At 50.2% G+C, this 18,252-nt stretch carries 15 protein-coding genes; all 15 read right to left on the reverse strand.

Features of this window, described 5'->3' with window-relative positions; all coding sequences use genetic code 11:
* Nucleotides 1–10: 10 nt before the first annotated feature.
* Nucleotides 11–928, reverse strand: coding sequence for a hypothetical protein (locus tag DWZ56_RS05670; protein WP_118555419.1), 918 nt, complete (start codon nucleotides 926–928; stop codon nucleotides 11–13).
* 11 nt (nucleotides 929–939) lie between these two features.
* On the reverse strand, nucleotides 940–1,995 hold the full coding sequence (locus tag DWZ56_RS05675; RefSeq protein WP_118555420.1) for a DUF6077 domain-containing protein: 1,056 nt from the start codon (nucleotides 1,993–1,995) through the stop codon (nucleotides 940–942).
* 18 nt (nucleotides 1,996–2,013) lie between these two features.
* Nucleotides 2,014–5,067, reverse strand: coding sequence for a glycosyltransferase (locus DWZ56_RS05680; RefSeq protein WP_118555421.1), 3,054 nt, complete (start codon nucleotides 5,065–5,067; stop codon nucleotides 2,014–2,016).
* Between the two features lie 60 nt (nucleotides 5,068–5,127).
* Nucleotides 5,128–6,027: a class I SAM-dependent methyltransferase gene (locus DWZ56_RS05685; protein WP_118555422.1), complete on the reverse strand. Its 900-nt coding sequence runs from the start codon at nucleotides 6,025–6,027 to the stop codon at nucleotides 5,128–5,130.
* A gap of 15 nt (nucleotides 6,028–6,042) precedes the next feature.
* The gene (locus DWZ56_RS05690) at nucleotides 6,043–7,314 is read right to left on the reverse strand and encodes an ABC transporter ATP-binding protein (RefSeq protein ID WP_118555423.1); all 1,272 of its coding nucleotides are present in this window, start codon (nucleotides 7,312–7,314) and stop codon (nucleotides 6,043–6,045) included.
* A gap of 13 nt (nucleotides 7,315–7,327) precedes the next feature.
* Nucleotides 7,328–8,131, reverse strand: coding sequence for an ABC transporter permease (locus DWZ56_RS05695; RefSeq protein ID WP_118555424.1), 804 nt, complete (start codon nucleotides 8,129–8,131; stop codon nucleotides 7,328–7,330).
* A gap of 25 nt (nucleotides 8,132–8,156) precedes the next feature.
* On the reverse strand, nucleotides 8,157–8,717 hold the full coding sequence (gene rfbC / locus DWZ56_RS05700; protein ID WP_118555425.1) for a dTDP-4-dehydrorhamnose 3,5-epimerase: 561 nt from the start codon (nucleotides 8,715–8,717) through the stop codon (nucleotides 8,157–8,159).
* Nucleotides 8,718–8,839: 122 nt separating this feature from the next.
* On the reverse strand, nucleotides 8,840–11,149 hold the full coding sequence (locus DWZ56_RS05705; protein WP_118555426.1) for a discoidin domain-containing protein: 2,310 nt from the start codon (nucleotides 11,147–11,149) through the stop codon (nucleotides 8,840–8,842).
* Between the two features lie 199 nt (nucleotides 11,150–11,348).
* Entirely contained in the window at nucleotides 11,349–11,714 is a 366-nt protein-coding gene (locus DWZ56_RS05710) for an MGMT family protein (RefSeq protein WP_118555427.1), read from the reverse strand.
* A 95-nt stretch (nucleotides 11,715–11,809) separates the two neighbouring features.
* Nucleotides 11,810–13,282, reverse strand: a complete 1,473-nt coding sequence (locus tag DWZ56_RS05715; protein WP_158584464.1) for a glycosyltransferase family 39 protein — start codon at nucleotides 13,280–13,282, stop codon at nucleotides 11,810–11,812.
* Nucleotides 13,283–13,310: 28 nt separating this feature from the next.
* Nucleotides 13,311–15,248 (reverse strand): DUF7657 domain-containing protein, encoded by a 1,938-nt coding sequence (locus tag DWZ56_RS05720; RefSeq protein ID WP_118555429.1) that lies wholly within the window; start codon nucleotides 15,246–15,248, stop codon nucleotides 13,311–13,313.
* On the reverse strand, nucleotides 15,245–15,646 hold the full coding sequence (locus DWZ56_RS05725; protein ID WP_118555589.1) for a DUF2304 domain-containing protein: 402 nt from the start codon (nucleotides 15,644–15,646) through the stop codon (nucleotides 15,245–15,247). Before DWZ56_RS05725 ends, DWZ56_RS05720 begins: the two co-directional genes overlap by 4 nt.
* 100 nt (nucleotides 15,647–15,746) lie before the next feature.
* Nucleotides 15,747–16,445: a glycosyltransferase family 2 protein gene (locus DWZ56_RS05730; RefSeq protein ID WP_118555430.1), complete on the reverse strand. Its 699-nt coding sequence runs from the start codon at nucleotides 16,443–16,445 to the stop codon at nucleotides 15,747–15,749.
* An 18-nt stretch (nucleotides 16,446–16,463) separates the two neighbouring features.
* Nucleotides 16,464–17,294: a glycosyltransferase family 2 protein gene (locus DWZ56_RS05735; RefSeq protein ID WP_118555431.1), complete on the reverse strand. Its 831-nt coding sequence runs from the start codon at nucleotides 17,292–17,294 to the stop codon at nucleotides 16,464–16,466.
* Complete coding sequence (locus tag DWZ56_RS05740) at nucleotides 17,254–18,228, reverse strand: glycosyltransferase family 2 protein (RefSeq protein ID WP_118555432.1); 975 nt, start codon at nucleotides 18,226–18,228, stop codon at nucleotides 17,254–17,256. Before DWZ56_RS05740 ends, DWZ56_RS05735 begins: the two co-directional genes overlap by 41 nt.
* Nucleotides 18,229–18,252: the final 24 nt, after the last annotated feature.

The following is an 18,252-nucleotide window of genomic DNA, read 5'->3' on the forward strand; positions in this document are numbered from 1 at the left end:
CAAGTTCGGCTCAATTATCTGCCGGCGGCTGTGAGGCATCGGTATCGTTTATACCGGTTTCTATTGCTTCCTGCTCCCAAGGCTCCACATAGTCCTCCGGCTTGGCATAACTATAGCGGTATACCACATAATTCTCTGTCTCACCCACATAGTCAAAGCCTGCGCCGCTAAGATAATCATGCATGGGGCCATCCTGACGGTAAACCACATACTGAGTCTTGGTCAGGTTCAAAGCCTGCATAAATCCGTACATCTCAATCTGGCGGTCCAGCATAAGAGCTTCAATTAAACGCACCCGCATGCGGATCCAGTCCGCATCGTTCTCATTCTCTGTGGCCTGTGTATTCACCGTACTCATCATCAGCTCATAAGGTATCACTGCGTTAATGGACGGATCATACTGTGTGGCCAGAATATTTAAATTGAAGTCAAACGCTACGTTGGGGACGGTCCACATATCGTTGTTCTCATGGATCATCTCACAGATCTCGATCAAATCCTCAGGCACTTTGTAAATATTGGTTGCCATCGGAAAACTTTTAGACTTCAGCGTAGTTCCTGTCAAAACCAGCATGGACACCAGCACAAGCGCCGCCACCGCCCTTCTCCAAAAACGTCGAAGTCCCATCACCACCTTTGTCCCCACATAGCTTAACACGGTCACTACAGGCAGCAGCCAAAAAAAACGGTAATATTCGTTCGTCAGCTTAAGTCGGCTGACAACGGTTTTCATCAGTAAAGGGTTAAACACAGTGACCAGTAAAATCAGAATATATGGCAGAAAGAAACGTTTCCACTGCTTTTCTCCGTCTATAAATATATACAGAAGCGCGATTATGAAAAAACCGATGAACATACAGGTTCCCTGGTAATTTCTAAGGCAGGCTTCCACAAAACGGTATCCCAGCTCATTCAGATCCAGATTCATGCAATGCCTCCTTATATGTGTATGACCAAAATTCCGATCCGGCTTAACAGATAACAAAAAGTGACAAGCAGGCAGGGCAACGCGCACAGCCCACATTTGAAGAGGATTTTTACGTCCTTCTTCAGAAAACAAAGAGGCAGGGCAAAAGCACCGATTCCAACCAAAACAAGTATCATAGCCGAAGATGAAATCGCGCATCCGGCATACCCAATCAGAAACAGGAGCACCCAATTCATCCTGTAATCTGCATCCTGATACAGTCTGGCAAAATAATATACCAGTGCCGGAAGAATTACATTGCCAAGAACCGCCTTCCCCTCATAGGTCCTAAGGAACAGAAATCCGGAGGCCGTATACATCGTATAGCTGAATAGGTTTACAATAAATGCAAACGCGAGCATCAGCAGCACCGCCTTGCTGTTCTCTTTAAAAAACAGCCTTGCCATTCGGTAATAAATCATGTTGGTAATAAGCAGCACCACCGCCGCCATGATTGTCTTGGTTTCCACCAGAGGATGTATGCCCGTAAGCTGGCATATCACCGCATCCTGCATATGGTACATGGCAAAAAAATGCCGTATATCGATGACATCCCGGAGCTCACGGCTTAACGGATCATAGTGGCTGATCGTATTGGTATGCACTGACAGAGATACGTCGCCCACATAATAAGCCGCATCCCAGAAATCAGTCTGCCACACAGTGGTCACGCAGATCTGAAGCAGCACCAGCCCTATCATGGCCCAGAACAGCGGCGAAGCTTTTAAAAGCCGGACCGCTCCTTTTCCCGCTACGGCCCACTGCCTGTGATTCCATACGCTGTACACCAGCACCGCCGCCAGAATTATAGCCCAGGATAGTGACAGATTGGACAGCGGCCGCTTTAACAGTGCCATCGGTATGGCGATCACCTGGAACACAGCATAGTACAGGAAAAATCCGGCCAGTACCGTAAATGTGACAGAAGCAGCCTCCTTCTTCATATGCCGGGTGATTAACGTGCCGAAGGCATAGTACAAGATCAAATATACAATCACCATTCCTATACAAACCAATATATCCAGCATTCATCCACTCCTTTTTGTTTACTGAAAATCCTCCGCAATATTCGCCCACACCGCATCCATACTGAAATGCGCCTTCATATACTCCTGGGTACCCATTGCCATCTTCCGAAGGCGCTCCTCATCCCGGTACAGCTCTGCTGTAACGCGTGCGAACTCTTCCGCCGTATCCGCGATCTCAAGCACCTCTTCCACATCTTCGATGCCTTCCGCGCCGATTGCTGTGGTGACAGTCGGCATACCGTTATAGAGGGATTCCAGCACCTTTCCCTTGACTCCGGCGCCAAAACGCAGCGGCACCACAGTTATGCGGCAGGCCGCATACAGCGCTTCCAGTTCTTCCTCGCTGACAAACCCTTTGATCACCACGCCGCCGCCTTCCAGCGCCCTGATTTCATCAGGCACTTTGGAACCCACGACATAGAAGGGGACATCCCCCAGCTGCGTTCTGACCGCCGGGTAGATCTCCTTTACAAACCACAGGACGGCATCCGCGTTCGGCCTGTGGGCAAACCCGCCCACAAACAGCATGCCCCTGCGGTTTTTAAAGTCCAGATTCAGGCTTTCCTTAAAGCTCTCGTACATATACAGGCCGATCGCCTTTACCGGTATCTTCCGGTCGATTTTGCGTATCACATCGCGCTCCACGCAGGACGGATAATACGTCATGTCTGCTTTGCGCATCAGCTCCAGCTCCTGGCCTTTCATGAACTCAGATTCCTTCTTATGCGCAGGATCTCCGGTCACCTCATATTCGCGCATCTCACGGAGGAAATGCAGGTCATGGCCGTAAAAAATCACCTTAATTCTGGTATATTCACGGATGAAATCGATGTATTTCACCGCGATATGCGGGCGGTTGATATAGATAAAATCGATATAGGTTCTGTTCTGTCGTATCCATTCCAGGATATTGGCCCGGTACCAGTCGCCGTACAGGATCTCCACACCCATCTGCTCCAGCGTGCCGGTGTAGGGCTCTGCATGGAGGCAGTCATCTCCGAAAAATTTGACCACATAGCCTTTCTCCAGAAACATGCGCATATAGCTGAAGGTGCTCTTGGAACCGGCGTCCTTATCAAATTCCGGCACATAATGGTCCATGACCAGAATCACTTTTCTGCCGTTTAAGCGCTCTCTGGCGGGAAACAGCTCCGGCGCCTCGGGGTGGTGCTCATACTGGAGGCCGAAGACAGACTCCCATTTTTCCTTCAATTTCTGACTGTTGATTTTCTGATATTTTTTAATGCCGCTGTCAAGGTCGGTTCCATTGGATATCCCCTCGTAGTGAACCACCTCTGAAAGGGGCTGATACATCACCTTATACCCCTTATCCCTGACCGCAAATGCCAGATCCACATCCTCACAGTAGGCCGGGGCGTACCGCTCATCAAAGCCGCCGATCTCTTTCCACAGCTCGAGCGGAAGCATCAGTGCCGCTCCGGATATATAGTCCACCTCACGGACATAGTTATACTCCGGCTTGGACGGATCATCCAGCCGGCCGTAATTCCAGCCGGTACCGTCCCGCCAGATAATACCGCCGGCCTCCTGCAGCCGGCCGTCCGGATAGACCAGCTTGGACCCCACCATGCCGATGGAAGGATCCGATTCGATCAGCGCGATCAGGCTTGACAGCCATCCTGGCTTTACCTGTGTATCGTTATTGAGGAACAGTATATACTCTCCCCTGGCGGACTCCGCCGCATGATTGCAGTTCTTTACAAATCCCAGATTGGTCCCGTTTCGAATCACCCGGATCCCCTTCGCATACATGGCCAGATGCCTGGTTCCGTCCGTCGAAACGTCATCGCCGATCAGCACCTCATAGGGCACATCCGCCGTGTTCTGCAGTATGGATACCAGACAGCGGTACGTATATCCCACCTGATTATAAGCCGGTATGACGATAGATACTTTAGGCGTGTCGGCCGCCGGAAACTTCAGGATGCCATGCTGGTAATACAGCTCATCCAGCTCGCTGCTGCCACCGAAATAGTTTCCCTTTTTCACCGATGTCCACAGCCGGAAGGATTTTGCAGGATGACAGACGATACGCCCGATTCCCTTCGTAACATACAGCCTGCGGCTGCCGTCCGGAAGAACCGCCCGCCTTACCTTACCTCCGGTTTTCGCTGCCGCCTTCAGCCCTTTATAGACCGGCGCAGCGCCGAATTTCTTCGCGATCTTCTTAATGTGGGTGTATTTATCAATGATTTTCTGCTGTTCGGCGATCATATACTCCAGGTTATGGATGTGGTTGTCCTTCAGCTGCATAGCATTTTCCAGCTCCACTACCTTGTGAGCCTGCTGCCCGGATTTCAGCTGATCAAAGGTAATCTGCTTCTGCACATACCGGTTCAGATATGCACAGCAGTTATCCTCCCCATGCACATACTGCTGGAATTCTGCCTCCATGTCCGCAAATATATCCTGCTGTTCTTCATTGATGCCGAACCGCTCCATAAACTCATCGATATTAAAATGATCCGCGAACTGGCGGCGGTATTTGCGGTAGAAATAGTACAGGTTCCTGTATTTAATATAAGAAGCCGGAACAGGGAAATCCATCACCCATTCATAATCAATGCAGATGTATTTCCCTGAAGACTCCATAATATTCTCGAATATCATATCGATGTTGGACGCGGTAAAGGACATATCCTCCCCGCAAAACCTGTCACCGAACACCCGGACAAATTCCGGCGTCTTCACAAACGGCACCAGACCGCCCTCTTTAACGGCGAATACCAGATCGCAGGCCTGGCGCACGGTCTCAATCAAATCTGTGCTGTCTCTTAAACGCTCAGACAGCAGTTCATCCATCGTGCGTCCGGTCAGATAGGGATATCGCATAACTTTGTCCGACATTTCCGGCTTTAACGGCTCTACATTGGCAAAACATGCCTTAACCGCTTCATAATGAGGGACAAACTTTGCGATATGGGCCGTGCCAGATTCTCTGACCGCACTTTTTTCCACCCAAACGCCGTCCTCACCGCGCAGTATGGCGGTACGGATCTGAAATTCGTCCTTTCTCATTTTGTTATATTTTGCATATAGAACCTGCTGCATATAAAAACCTCCACATTTCAATCCGCACTGCTTAATGAGTCACCGCGCAATACGGCTGCCTCAACGGCTGATAATCAAAAATGAATTTGCAAAATACGGAAACTGTCCGTCCCGTATCAGCGCATCGTATGCCGAGCTCTCGTTAAACAGCACAAAGCGCTCCCTGTCATACACATCCGTCACATGCTCCAGCATGCCGGGCTTGGGCAGAAATTCATCGGAGTACACAGTATCCGGCAGTTTATAATCCGGCATGGGATAGTAAAATGTATTCTCTGAAAATCCTGCACTCTTAAGAAGCTGCGTGATTTCCGGCCTGGAAAAAGTGCGGACGCCGTCCACCTTCCGGTAATCCTCGATGCCGTCGAAAAATCCGCCCGTATGGTCCTCCGCAGCGCCTCCCCAGTATTTCAGTCCGAATTTATTTTCAATCGCGATGATCAGCCTGCCTCCGGGCTTTAAAAACTTCTTAACCTTTTTCAGCATGGCCTCATAGGGATCGGCCCCTTTGCTGATATAGTAGCCGGAGTACTCCAGGACGCCGATCAGCGTCACGTAATCGAATTTCTCCTCTATTTCGATGTCTTCAAAATTACCCACGAGTATTTCCAGATTGCCCATTCCGCCGTTTCTGACCGCGTTTATAGTTGAACGGCGTTTGGATAAATCAATCGCCACCACCCGCTTCACTTTCCGGCAGAACAGCCCGGATATGGCTCCGCAGCCTGCGCCGATCTCCAGCAGATTTGCTTCCGGGTCAAAACCGTACCAGTCCAGCACATTTTCACGCACATCCGAAAGATGGTACAGCAGAGGCCAGCGGTCCGTGCTGCGAAGCAGCTCCTGTATATCCTGACCGCTTTTACAGATCTTAAGGATCTCGTCTTCCACGTCGCCGTCGCTGTAGAGGTCCTCGCCTTTATAAAATTTCAGATTCAGTATCTCATTTAGTTCGACCATGAAACGAGCTCCTTATCATTTTTCCACAGTTACCTTTGAGTTCATATCAAAATATCCCACTGTAGTCTTATTGGAAATAACCGTGATATTCACCACATCGTACAGGCGGTCATGCACCACCAGCTCGCCCCCTTCAAAGCCGGTGCAGCCAAGGGATAACAGGTACTCTCCGCCCTGCAGCATCATGCGCTGTTCAAAGGAGACCGTGTAAACCTCGCCTGCTCTGGCAGTGCCCACATCCGCCTGTTCAATCAGCGTGTTGGTGCCGGTCAGCTCCGTGCCCTTGGAATCCTTTATGGTAAATGCGAAGATGGGTTCGCGTACATCCTCCGTAAAACGCACGCGCATCTTGAGCATGAACCGTTTGTTCTTAAGGAGCATGCTGGTCAGCTCTCCGTTATGGTCAAACAGGCCCACATCTATGATCTCCGCTTTATTATCGCCGTATTTCAGCTGCTGCTTATTCAGCGTCAGTTTGTTTTTCCATATCTCTCCTGCCGTGAGCGCATCAGGCTGCGGCTTTCTTTGGCTATTTTCATCCTCATCGTCGTCATCGAACTGGTGAGCCAGGATCTTTTTATACAGATCCACCATCTTACCTGCCTCGCCCTCAGCCACGAACTGCCCTCTGTTCAAAAGGACCACCTTGTCACAGTACTTGATCACGGTGCTCATATCGTGCGTAACCAAAATGACCGTGGTGCCGCTCTTGCAGATCTCGTTGATCTTCTTATAGCATTTCGCCTGGAAAAACACGTCGCCCACTGCCAGAGCCTCATCCACAATCAGTATCTCCGGATCGATATTGATGGCCAGCGCAAAAGCCAGCCGTACAAACATACCGCTGGAATAAGTCTTTACCGGCTGGTACACGAAATCACCGATATCCGCAAATTCCAGGATCTCCGGCAGCTTTGCGTCCATCTCCGCCTTCGTATAGCCCATCATAGTTCCGTTCATATACACATTTTCAATTCCGGTGTATTCCATATTAAAACCGGCGCCCAGCTCCAAAAGGGCTGACACGCGTCCGTTCACCGTAACGGAACCGGTGGTCGGTGTGAGCACCCCTGTAATGATCTTTAATATCGTGGATTTCCCGGAACCGTTGGTCCCGATAATCCCCACAAACTGCCCCTCCTCCACGTCGAAGGACAGTTCGTTAAGCGCATAAAACTTTTTATGGTATTCCTTATGAAAAGGATTTAAAGACTCCTTGAGACGGTCGATAGGCTTATGAAACAGCTTATAGACCTTCGTCACCTTGTCCACTTTTATCGCAGTCACTTAATGCTTCCTCCTAAAGTACGTCCGCAAAATGAGGGCGCAGTCTCCGAAACACTGTAATTCCTAAAAAGAAGAACCCCAGCGTCAGCAGCCAGAAGTATGCCGTCTGTTTAGGGAACTGCCAGAACCACTGATGCTCCAGCAGGCAGTCACGGTATCCTTCCACAATATAATACATGGGATTGAGCTTGATCAGCCACTGGAATCTGGCCGGGATCATCTGCGGCTCCCACATGATCGGCGTCAGCCACATGCCAAACTGGAGGCCGATGTTCACAATCTGCCCCATATCCTTAAAAAATACATATACCGCCGAGGTGAGAAATGCGAGTCCCACGATCAGAAGCAGCATGCAGATAAAATAATACGGAATCTGCAACCAGTATATTGTGGGGTAATAGCCCATGGCAATATACATGGCGAACAGAATCAGCATAAATATCAGATGTACAAAGAGAGCGGATATGATCTTCACCACCGGCAGCACGCTGATCTGAAACACCACCTTTTTTACCAGATAGCTGTACTCCTGCAGGCTGGTGGTGGCCACATTCCAGGCTTCATTAAAGAAAAACCACGGAATCATTCCGGCGATCATCCACAGGATAAACGGCGGTCCGCCTGCCTGTCCCCGGTCTCCCCTTAGGAGGGTAAATACCATATAATAGATCGCAACCGTCACCAACGGCTGCACGAACATCCACAGGATACCGAAAGAATTGCCCACAAAACGTTTCTTAAAATCCGCTTTGGCCAGTGTAAAGGCGAGCCCTCTTTTCTTCCAGATATCCTTTACTTCCGAAACAACACCTATCATCTTTATCCCTGGAACCCGGCGCCGGTCAGGCAAAAGTAAACCCGGTTTCTTTCAGTCCTTTCCAGTTTTTATCCTTCTCTGAAAGCAGCAGCTCCACGCCTTCCTGCAGAGGCCATTCCACACCGATCTGCGGATCGCACCACAGCAGTCCGCCCTCATCGCCCGGATGATAAAAATCCGTGCATTTATACGCGAACTCCGCCTCATCGGAGAGCACTAAGAATCCGTGGGCAAATCCCTCCGGAATATAAAACTGCTTCTTATTCTCCGCAGACAGCACCACGCCAAACCATTTTCCGAAGGTTTTGGAGTGTTCTCTTAAATCCACCGCCACATCGAATACTTCCCCGCGGATCACCCGCACCAGCTTGCCCTGGGGATACTGCTTCTGGTAATGCAGGCCGCGGAGCACACCGCGCACGGACATGGACTGGTTGTCCTGCACAAATTGCATGTCCAGCCCTTCCGCCTTAAAATCATTATAATTATAGGTTTCTACAAAATACCCTCTTTCATCCTTGAAAACAGTGGGCTCGATCACACATAAGCCATCAATCTCACATCCGGTTACTTTTATTTTTCCCATTTATTTCGGTTTCCTTTCCTGCACAGTGTCAAATACGCATACTACCGCATTATTTTGGTAATTATATCATTTTTATACATTGGTTTCAACAGAAACTTGCCAGATAGGCGTCGTATGGTGATTTACTCCGACTGGTACAGCTCAATTTCATAGATGCTCCAGCTGGACTCCACACTCTCTTTTGGCGTTCCCAACATAAAGCGCATGTATTTTACCGACACCGGTGAAAACGTATACAGTTCGTTATCACCGGTCATATAGGATATACGGTTCCAGTTCTCACCGTCTTCGGATCCCCATAATTCCAGCGCTCTCGGATAATCCCATGAACTGCCGCCGGTATCCAGAAGAACCGCGGACAGAATAAGCGGCTGACGCAGTTCAATCTCATAATACATCCCTGCCCTCTGCTCTTCGACGCTCTCCCAGCGGGTGGAACTGTCCTTATCCGTAGCAAAAGGCGCCTGATCAGCATTGGCGGAAGCTGTCACGGTCAGAATGGGCTGTTGCTCCACAATACCCTGTATATTTTCTAAATCCCTGTATACTGTGATATCCACCTGCAGCTGTGGCTGATCTTTGATCTCCTTATGTTCAAAACAAATATACTGCATCTGTATTGCAGACTGCTTCTCATCGTCTCCCTGCAGCCAGATCCAGTTTTCACCGTCTTCGGATATAAAGACTTTCATTTCACTAAGATCCGCATTGCTGTCCACAGCAATTTTGTGATAACTCATAGGCGTGTCAAGTTTTCCAATCCATCTTGTTTTTCCGTCCTCTCTGCTGCAGGTAAACTGAATATTTCCAACTGTAAAGAGACAACTATCATTTTCTAAATCCTCGTTCAAGCGGGTTCGAAAGGCAATCTCATATTTTTTGCGGTATATCGTACACAATATCCTGCCCTCTATTTTAATTTCGTGATATACCTCAAACATCTCCATACTTCCTATGGAATTTTCAACGCCTGGACTGGACTGCGGGACAATGAGATAATCCGCACTTTCCGTAGGGGTGGTCGGAATCACCCGTTTTTGATCTTCCTCATCCAAAAGATAACGGCACAGATCCGGTGCGTACATCCAGACCTTAAGACTGTCGCGGCTGTCCTGATCACAGATATACCGCAGTGCATCCGTTTGAGTCACTCCCCAGTAATCCTGCTCAAAGTTATACTCCGTATTCACTCTTCCTATTGCATTAAAATAAACATACTCATACGGATGGTAACGTATAATCCAGCTGATTACCAGCAACAGTCCCAATGCCGTGACTATTCCTGCCGTCTTTTTGAATCTGGACCAAAGAAAACAAAAGCCTAAGAACGCGAAAAAAGCCAGAAACGGGTAAAGAAAATACATATGCCGCCATCCATTATACAGCACCGGTTTTCTTATTATCGCATACAATAGGGGAACAGCAGTTAAAAGGCCCATAAAAACCTTATTATAAGAAGAATCGGATAACCCCATCCGGTTTTTATATCTGCCTGCAGCTGCGAATAGCTGCGTACCGATGCCTGCAGCCAGCAATATCAGCGTGATGACCGGTGTAGTCGCCAGTATCCACACGGGCAGATAATACCATGGTAAATCGCTGGGAGAGTAGCTTTTTCCCATAAACCATACCCCATTCGTATAGGAGTCGTAGCTAGAAAATCTTTCCAGTGTGCCGATAATTCCCTGAACCGGATTTTCCCATGTTATAGGCGACAGGGCGATATAAAAAACGATACTGCAGATACCCGCTCCTAGAAAAAGCTTGATATCATGCCTGTGACCCTCTTGACAGCCTGCCCGAAATATCCCGACAGCCAGACAGGCTGCGATCACAATTGCCCCCACTATACGGGCATTTGTACACAACGCTCCCATAAATGCAAAAGTCATCATGCGCTTCCAATTGGGCCGATCCAGGAAACGTATCCCCAGCCAGGCACTGATGATATACAATGAAAGCTCCAGACTGTCCTTAATATTGTAAAAGGAATCCGCCAGTATCCTCGGGGACAGTATGAGTAAGGCCACACCGACCAGCGCAAGCCCGTCTTTCTTCACAAATCTTCGGCAAAGGAAATAAAAGCAGACAGACGCTGCCCAGAACCAGAGAAAAACATACAGATGCCGCATATAATAAATCTGCTGATAGTCCATGGTAAATCCCGTCAGGTGTTCTGCCGCCACCAGTGGCAGCTGCATGGCCATACCATAATATCGGTCCTTGTACTCGTGAAATTCCGCGAGGCCTTCAAAGTTTAAAGTATCTGTTACTGTCTCTTTCACCGAGGGGAACAGGTAGCCATAGGTGATAAGGCTGCTGTTTCTCTCTATCCCTTCATCCCACGAAAAGCCGTAGTCTCGGTAAACGCATATTCCATAAATCAAAAATAACGTAAAGAACAGTATTGCTAAAACTTTTCCTCTTTTCAAATAGTTCTCCTTATTCCATAATTAATTTGCTAATTATAGCATTTCCATTTATCGGTTTCAACATTATCCACAGTACTGTAAAAAAACTGAAAGATTTTAATTAAGACATCACCCCGATCTTTTAATTGCCTTATGCGTCTGTCGTAATTAAAAAGGCTCCGCAGTGCATCTATTTATACACCGCAGAGCTCTTTACCCATCATATGTTTTCCTGTTCAAATTCTGCCTTCAGCTCCAACGCATCCTCCAGCGTATGCTTCCAGCCATATTTTTTAAGATCCGTACGGTCACAGCCTTTCTGGCGTTCAATCTTTACGCCTTCCGACTCCAGCATCAATTTTTGCTGACCGGGCATATCAAACGCCTGTGCTCCGCTCAAGAATCCCTGATGATTGACCACTCTGTGAGCCGGTGCTTCCGCCCCTGCCAATCCCCGGTTCAGGGCATAGCCCACCTGTCTTGAATTGCGGGGGCTGCCGCAGAGCAGTGCGATCTGTCCATAGGTCGCTACGTTTCCATAAGGTATCCGTTTGCAGACACATGCCACTCTTTTATAGAAGTCCATGCTGACCTCCTCATTCCACATTAAGATGCTGTTCACTCCTCTGAATTGAAACTGCACTCATATCCACCAAACATAGTTCAACCTAACACCGGGAATTATTCCAGAAGACGTAAGTCCACCCCCGCCCCCGCATAAGGCACCATCACCGCAAAATACGGCAGCGCATACTGGCATTTCGCCTCCCACACCAAATGAAACAGCACGCCTCCCACCACGATCATGCCCGGCAGCAGAACGCGCAGGTCACATTTCTTCCTCCGCGCGATCAGAAAGGCAGCCGCAAAGGCCAGTATCACAAACTGATAGCCGTTCATAAAGCCCATCACGATCCCATGAAACGTTCTGTAATACATGCTGTCCGCAAGCCATCCCCTGGGCGCATCCGCTTCATGGCCCACCATGAAGCACTGATAGCTGGGATCGTTCCACTGTGAAATGAATTTCTCACCGAAAAATTTCATGCCGTAGACGGGGTCACTTACAAAGCTGCGCACCGACCTATCGATCTCCTGTCTGGCGTCTTCCGCCACCAACAGATTGTCATTATTATATTTTTGATAAGCGATCATCACATAATCGTTGTACCAGCCGGGCGCCAGGTCACCATCCTGCAGGCCCATAGCGATCCAGGCGGTCTTGGGTATACCGTGGTTCCCAACCTCCGCATCCGCCCGCAGAGCGTACATCTGCTTTACACAGATGCCTGGCAGCTGCATCAAAACCAGAAATGCGGCAGCTGCCAGCAGCCTGCGCTTCCAGGATATCCTGTTTCCTGCAAACACCGCGGCAATCAGCATGGCCACCGCAAAGATCAGGCTGTTTGATTTTAACAGAACCGCCAGACCCGCCAATGCGCCCGCGGCTGTCAAAGATGACGGATGACGGCTGTCAACGTATGTGATCATGCACCACAGCGCCGCCAGGGAAAGGGCCAATGATGGGATGTTTCCATAGGCAAAGGTGGCATAAAAATATAATGGAAAACAAAAGAACAGGAGCAGCGCCGTATTTCTGGCAGACTTCTCCCCAAAAAGCTTCCCGCTGATTCCGTAAAGGCAGAACAGGATTAGGCAGATCCAAAGGCTGTTGATCAGCTGTACCGCCAGATAGTTACCCGCGCCGAACAGCCGGTATATAAACTCCACGTAAGCCGTATAGCCGATCTGATGCGGGAAACGGTACAGGTATGCTCCCGGCATCAGGCCGGTGTAGGTGCCCTGCGCGAATTCCGCCGCGATGATGGATATGGTATTGGCGTCCGCGGTGGGCACGCTGTTGGAAATCAGAACCCAGCCCGTGCTAAACAGCAGACTGTATACCGCCAGCACCGCCATAACCGAGCGGCCGGTGATGCGGTATCTGTCCAGCAGACGGCAGATTACCCGAAACAGCGCCCACACCCCCGCTGCCGCAATCAGCAGCAACGGCCATAAGTCGGCCCGGTACAGCGGAACTTCGGCGTAATCCGTACGGAAATATGTCGTTGAAAACAGGCTGCAGGCAGCCATAATCAGAATAAAAAGCAACGCGGACCAGTATGTTATGTTTCTTATTATTTTTTCAACCATGCTGATCTTTTCTTCTCCAATCTGCACACTACTCACATTTATAGATGCAATAGCCCTCATATTCGAACACCAGCTGCGCCTCTGCAGCAAGTTCGCTGATGTCATTGGAGGTCAGCACATATTTCACTGCCAGTGTCTTAAGATCCTCCGGGTTTAAATTCACCACAAACCGATCCCCGGTGATGCCTTCTGCAAACCAGGTCTCCCGCTCGTCCTGCAGATTCACTTCGATATGGGCAAAGCGGTTATAGTAATACTCCTGTGTGCCGTCCGGATCGAACTGTCTCCAGCGCTTAAGATCGGGATAATAATTGGTGGAATTGACGGTAGGCGCAGCCACTGCCAAAGGCAGGTTGGTCATGGGGTAGGGCAGGCCTTCCACCAGCCACAGGCCTTCCTCCTCTTCATTTATCCGGGCGATCCCTTCCACCAGCGGGTTCTTATAAAGCACGTCCGTACCCCTTCTGACCGGATTAACGGCGATGCCGGTAAAGAATACCGTAACCAACACGGCAGACAGCATCAGCCGGCCATTCTTTCTAAGGAAGCTGTAGGCCAGCACAAACAGCAGTACCGCCTCCGCCGCCAGCATATACTTTGTCACATACTCGCTTTGCGCAAAGTTGGCGGCCAGTCCAACAAAAACAGCAAAGGCCCCTGCGCCTGCCGCAGCGGTAACCGGCTTTAAACCGTCCCCTTTCCACAGCGCCATCGCGCGCATCAGGAGAATGATGTTCACATAGCCGAAAATCACCAGCACGCGGGAAGGCTGACAGTTGGATAGAAATGTAATTTTCGCGAGAAAATCCGGGAATCCCAGAACACACCACAGGCCGAAAAACAGATCCAGCAAAAGCAGCGCAATAAGAAGCCCGTCCTTCTTATCTCCCCTCTTCCCACCCTTGTTCCTGCCGGCAGCCAACACACCGGCGGACAGCAGGATGCCTAAGGGAAACAGGTCAAACATCGTGGACTGCTCACAGACATTTCCTACAATGCCATGGCTGGTAAAGGGATAGAAGACCGAGTTGGCATACTGAAAGAGGCCCAGTAAGATCCCGCCCCCGTTTTCAAACCTCGCTCCGGGATAGACCGTCTGCCCCACCAGCGCCATGCCTTCGGCAGAATTCCTTAAAAAATACAGCATGCCGCCGCCAAGGATCAGCAGAGCAAGGCATACCGGCCCCGCATCTTTCAGGCCAAAGCAGCCCCTGCTCCAGTTTTTGATGACTGTCCATACGATCAGCACTGCGTAGACATAGACGAAGGGGACCTGCCATGCCGGATAGAGCGCCATCGCAAAGGAAAATCCCAGAAGCCCCAAACACAGGGCATAGAGCCACCGTTTCCAGTATCTGGTCTCACGGAAATAAGCCCCGAACAAAAGTACCGCCAGTTCGCCGTAAACCATGCTCTCTAAAAGGGCGCTGCTGTGATACCACCACTGCACCGCAGCGGAAAAGGTGACCAGCAGGGTCCCTGTCAGCGCATATTTTTTATTTTTATCCGTAATCATCATGAAAAATTCCATATTTACCAGAAACAGAGCCACCAGCCGGGCTGTCCAGAAAAAGGCCAGTCCGCCGTCAATTCCAAAGACAGCATACCCCATGCTGAACAGCCGTGTTACGGCGATGGGACCCAGGATCGGGGCATTGCTTGACAGCACCATATCCGTAACCGTGCCGCGCAGTATGCTGCCATAATACCCGAAGCTTTTACTGTAGGTCTGGGCAAAGGATTCCACCGTGCTGACCGCCCACTCATCCGCCCGGATGGAACGCGACGTTCCGAGCAGCAGCCCGGTGTCTTTTGCGCCGGGCAGATACTCTGCCCACATGCCGATGGAGGATCCGCTGATATGAAACGCTACAGCAAGCAGCACAATCAGCGCGCCGATCAGGAAACGGTACCGATAGATTTTATCCGCTAAGGCTTGACCGCCTTTTTTCGTCTGTTGTATCATGGCAGTACACTCTCCTCCTCATCCTCCGAATGATACGGGGCCTTTTCCGGAGACCTTTCCTGATTCTCCACCCTCTTTTCCAGCAGCGCCAGCTCCTGGGAGAGCTGTTTGATCTTCACCGTCATTCTGGATAAAGACATGGTCAGGAGAAAAATAATGATCAGTGAAAAACAGAAACCGAAGAAAAACAGCATATTGATGGGCAGTTCAATGCCCATCAGCCTAGCCAGCCAGCCGGGAATGCCGGGAAAAATGTCCAGGATCAGCAGGCACATGCCCAGGGCCAGCCAGGGAAGCGCGTAACGCAGATCGATCTTTCCCCGCCTGATCATATTGACGATGGCCGCCAACGCCACCGCAATCCCTATTCCTATAATGAACTGAAGCCGGATGCTCATCCCATTTTCCTCCTTCCGTGTCAGCAGCATAGGCTGATGATCTGTGCACATTTTAAATGCGCTTCCTCTTTCTATGTCCGAAGTCAAACGCCGGCACACTCTATAGCTGCTTTCTGCGCAGCAGCACCATCAGTATGGCCAGCGTCACCTTCACCATATAATATATGGATCTGGATGGAGAAATGGAGGAGACGCCTCCGGCCCTCTGCCGCATGATGACCGGCACCTCGCCGACCCTTTTGCCGTTTCTTAAAACCGCGCTGACGCTTTCCGGCTCCGGATAGTCCTTGGGATAATCCACCGCGAAGAATTCGATCAGATCCCGGTTCACCATGCGCATGCCCGAAGTCGGATCGGTGATGGTATGGCCTGTTACGGCGCGGATCAGTAGGCTGAAATAGCGGATCCCCAGCTGTCTGAATGCGGTGGACTGAAATCCCTCTTTCCGGATAAAGCGGGAACCGATGACCATATCCAGCTGCTTTTCCTTAAGCTCCTTCACCATTGTCTCTAAATAAGCCGCGCTGTGCTGCCCATCCCCGTCAAACTGCACCGCAATATCGTAGCCGAAATCCCTGGCATACTGATAGCCGGTCTGCACCGCGCCTCCGATCCCCAGATTGGCGGGCAGATGCAGCAGATTAAAACCTCTCTCACGGCAGACCGATCTGGTCGCGTCCGTAGAGCAGTCGTCGACAATCACATAATCAAATCCGGGGGCATTGTTCAGGATATCCTCCACCGTTTTTGTGATATTCATGCTTTCATTGTATGCCGGTATTATAGCCAGTTTTTTCATGCGTTTTATACCCCTGTACTACTTCGTAAACAGTTTCAGATAGATGTGTATGACGCAGCTTCTCACCCTGCGAAACCAGATGCTGAATGACGTCTGAAGCCGGTTCAGCTTCAGCACATGCAGAGCCGCATGCTTATATACCAGTTCTTTATGCTCTTCGATATAAGCGTCCCCTTTTTCTCCGCTGCCCATGACCTCTCCGGTATTGGAGTCATGCCTAAGCCGGAACCCGTTCAGAAACCGGTGGATGATATACACATCCCCCATGCAGGAAAGGCTGACCCAAAAGTCAAAATCCAGTATATAGCGGAACCTTCTGTCAAACCCTCCGGCCTTAAGCGCCGCAGACCTGCGGAAGGTATTGTTGCAGGGCGCGCCGAAAAAATTATTGAATAGCAGAGAGCGCTTCGCCAGCTTACGGCCGTCCATCCGGCCGTTTACAGGCCAGCGTTTAAACGTTCCCACACGTTTACCCGTGATATCGATCAGAGCCGTATCGCTCATGGCCAGCACTATAGAAGGATCCGAGGCCAGGCCTTTCGCCTCCTCTTTAATGCTGTCCGGATAAAGGATGTCGTCCGCGCAGAGCAGCTTGACAAATTCTCCCCGCGCTTCCTCTATGCATTTATTCCAGTTTCCTGCCATGCCGAGATTCTTCTCATTGCGCACCACCCGGACTCTGGCATCGGTAAATGCCTCCGCGAGTGCTGCCGTGCGGTCCGTAGAACAGTCATCCACCACCACAAGCTCCAGGTTATTATAAGTCTGGGCCAGGACGGACCGCACGGTCTCTTCGATCGTTCCCTCATTATTGTAAGCCGGTATGCATACGCTCACCAATGGTTCCATAATCTCTCCAATATCTTTTATTCATCGTACACTTATTAATCAGCCAGATGGGCAGCCTGTCATAGCGTTTTCCCAGGAAATATCCCATATATTTGCAGCCGCTTTTTAGGATCAGGGACGGAATCAGATACCCTTTCCTCTGTTTCCACAGATAGGATGCCGTCTGTTTTACCAGGCGCACCCCCTCGCTCTCCGACTTAATGCCGCCAAAGATCTCCGGATGATCCTTCTGGGATACCGCCAGGTCAAAATTGCGTTTAAACTGTTTTAGGTTGCTGTAGTTATGGGAATGGATCACCCTAGCATCCGCCGCGTAGGCGATGCCATACCCCGCCTGAATGGCCTTCCCCGCATAGATCATGTCTTCATTAAATATGGTTTTGGTGACGAATCCGCCCAGTTCATCGTAAATGTCCCGCTGGTAGGCGGCGCAGACATTGGATGCGAAAAATGTCTTGATCCCAAGCCTCGGGATATCCTCCCCTGTTTTCACGAAGCTTTTATCCGGGTAGTTAAAGCTGCGCGTATAGGCTTCGATCACGCCGCAGTCCGGCGCCGCAAGCTGCCGCCCGTAGGATATGGCCAGATTCGGATACTGATCGAAGGGCGCCACGAGGCGTTCGATCAGATATTCGTCCGCCGGCACCGCGTCCTGGGTCAGAAATACCAGGATATCCGCGGTGGAGGCCATGGCGGCCGCATTTCTGGTGCCGCCGTGATCAAATTCCTCAGGGGGTATATGGTTCACCTCCAGCTTCACATTATGCTTCGCGCTGTGCAGCATATAGTGTTCCTCATCCTTCAGCACATCGCCGGTATTCATCACTATGATTTTATGGATCGGGCAGGTCTGCCTGCGCAGCATGCGCATCAGCACCCGGAATTTATCGTCAGGATGATAAGTCGGTATGATCACATCCACTTTTCTTTCCATGGGGTATTCCTCTTTCTTCCGATT

The sequence above is a fragment of the Lachnotalea sp. AF33-28 genome (assembly GCF_003477885.1).
Taxonomy (GTDB): domain Bacteria; phylum Bacillota; class Clostridia; order Lachnospirales; family Lachnospiraceae; genus AF33-28.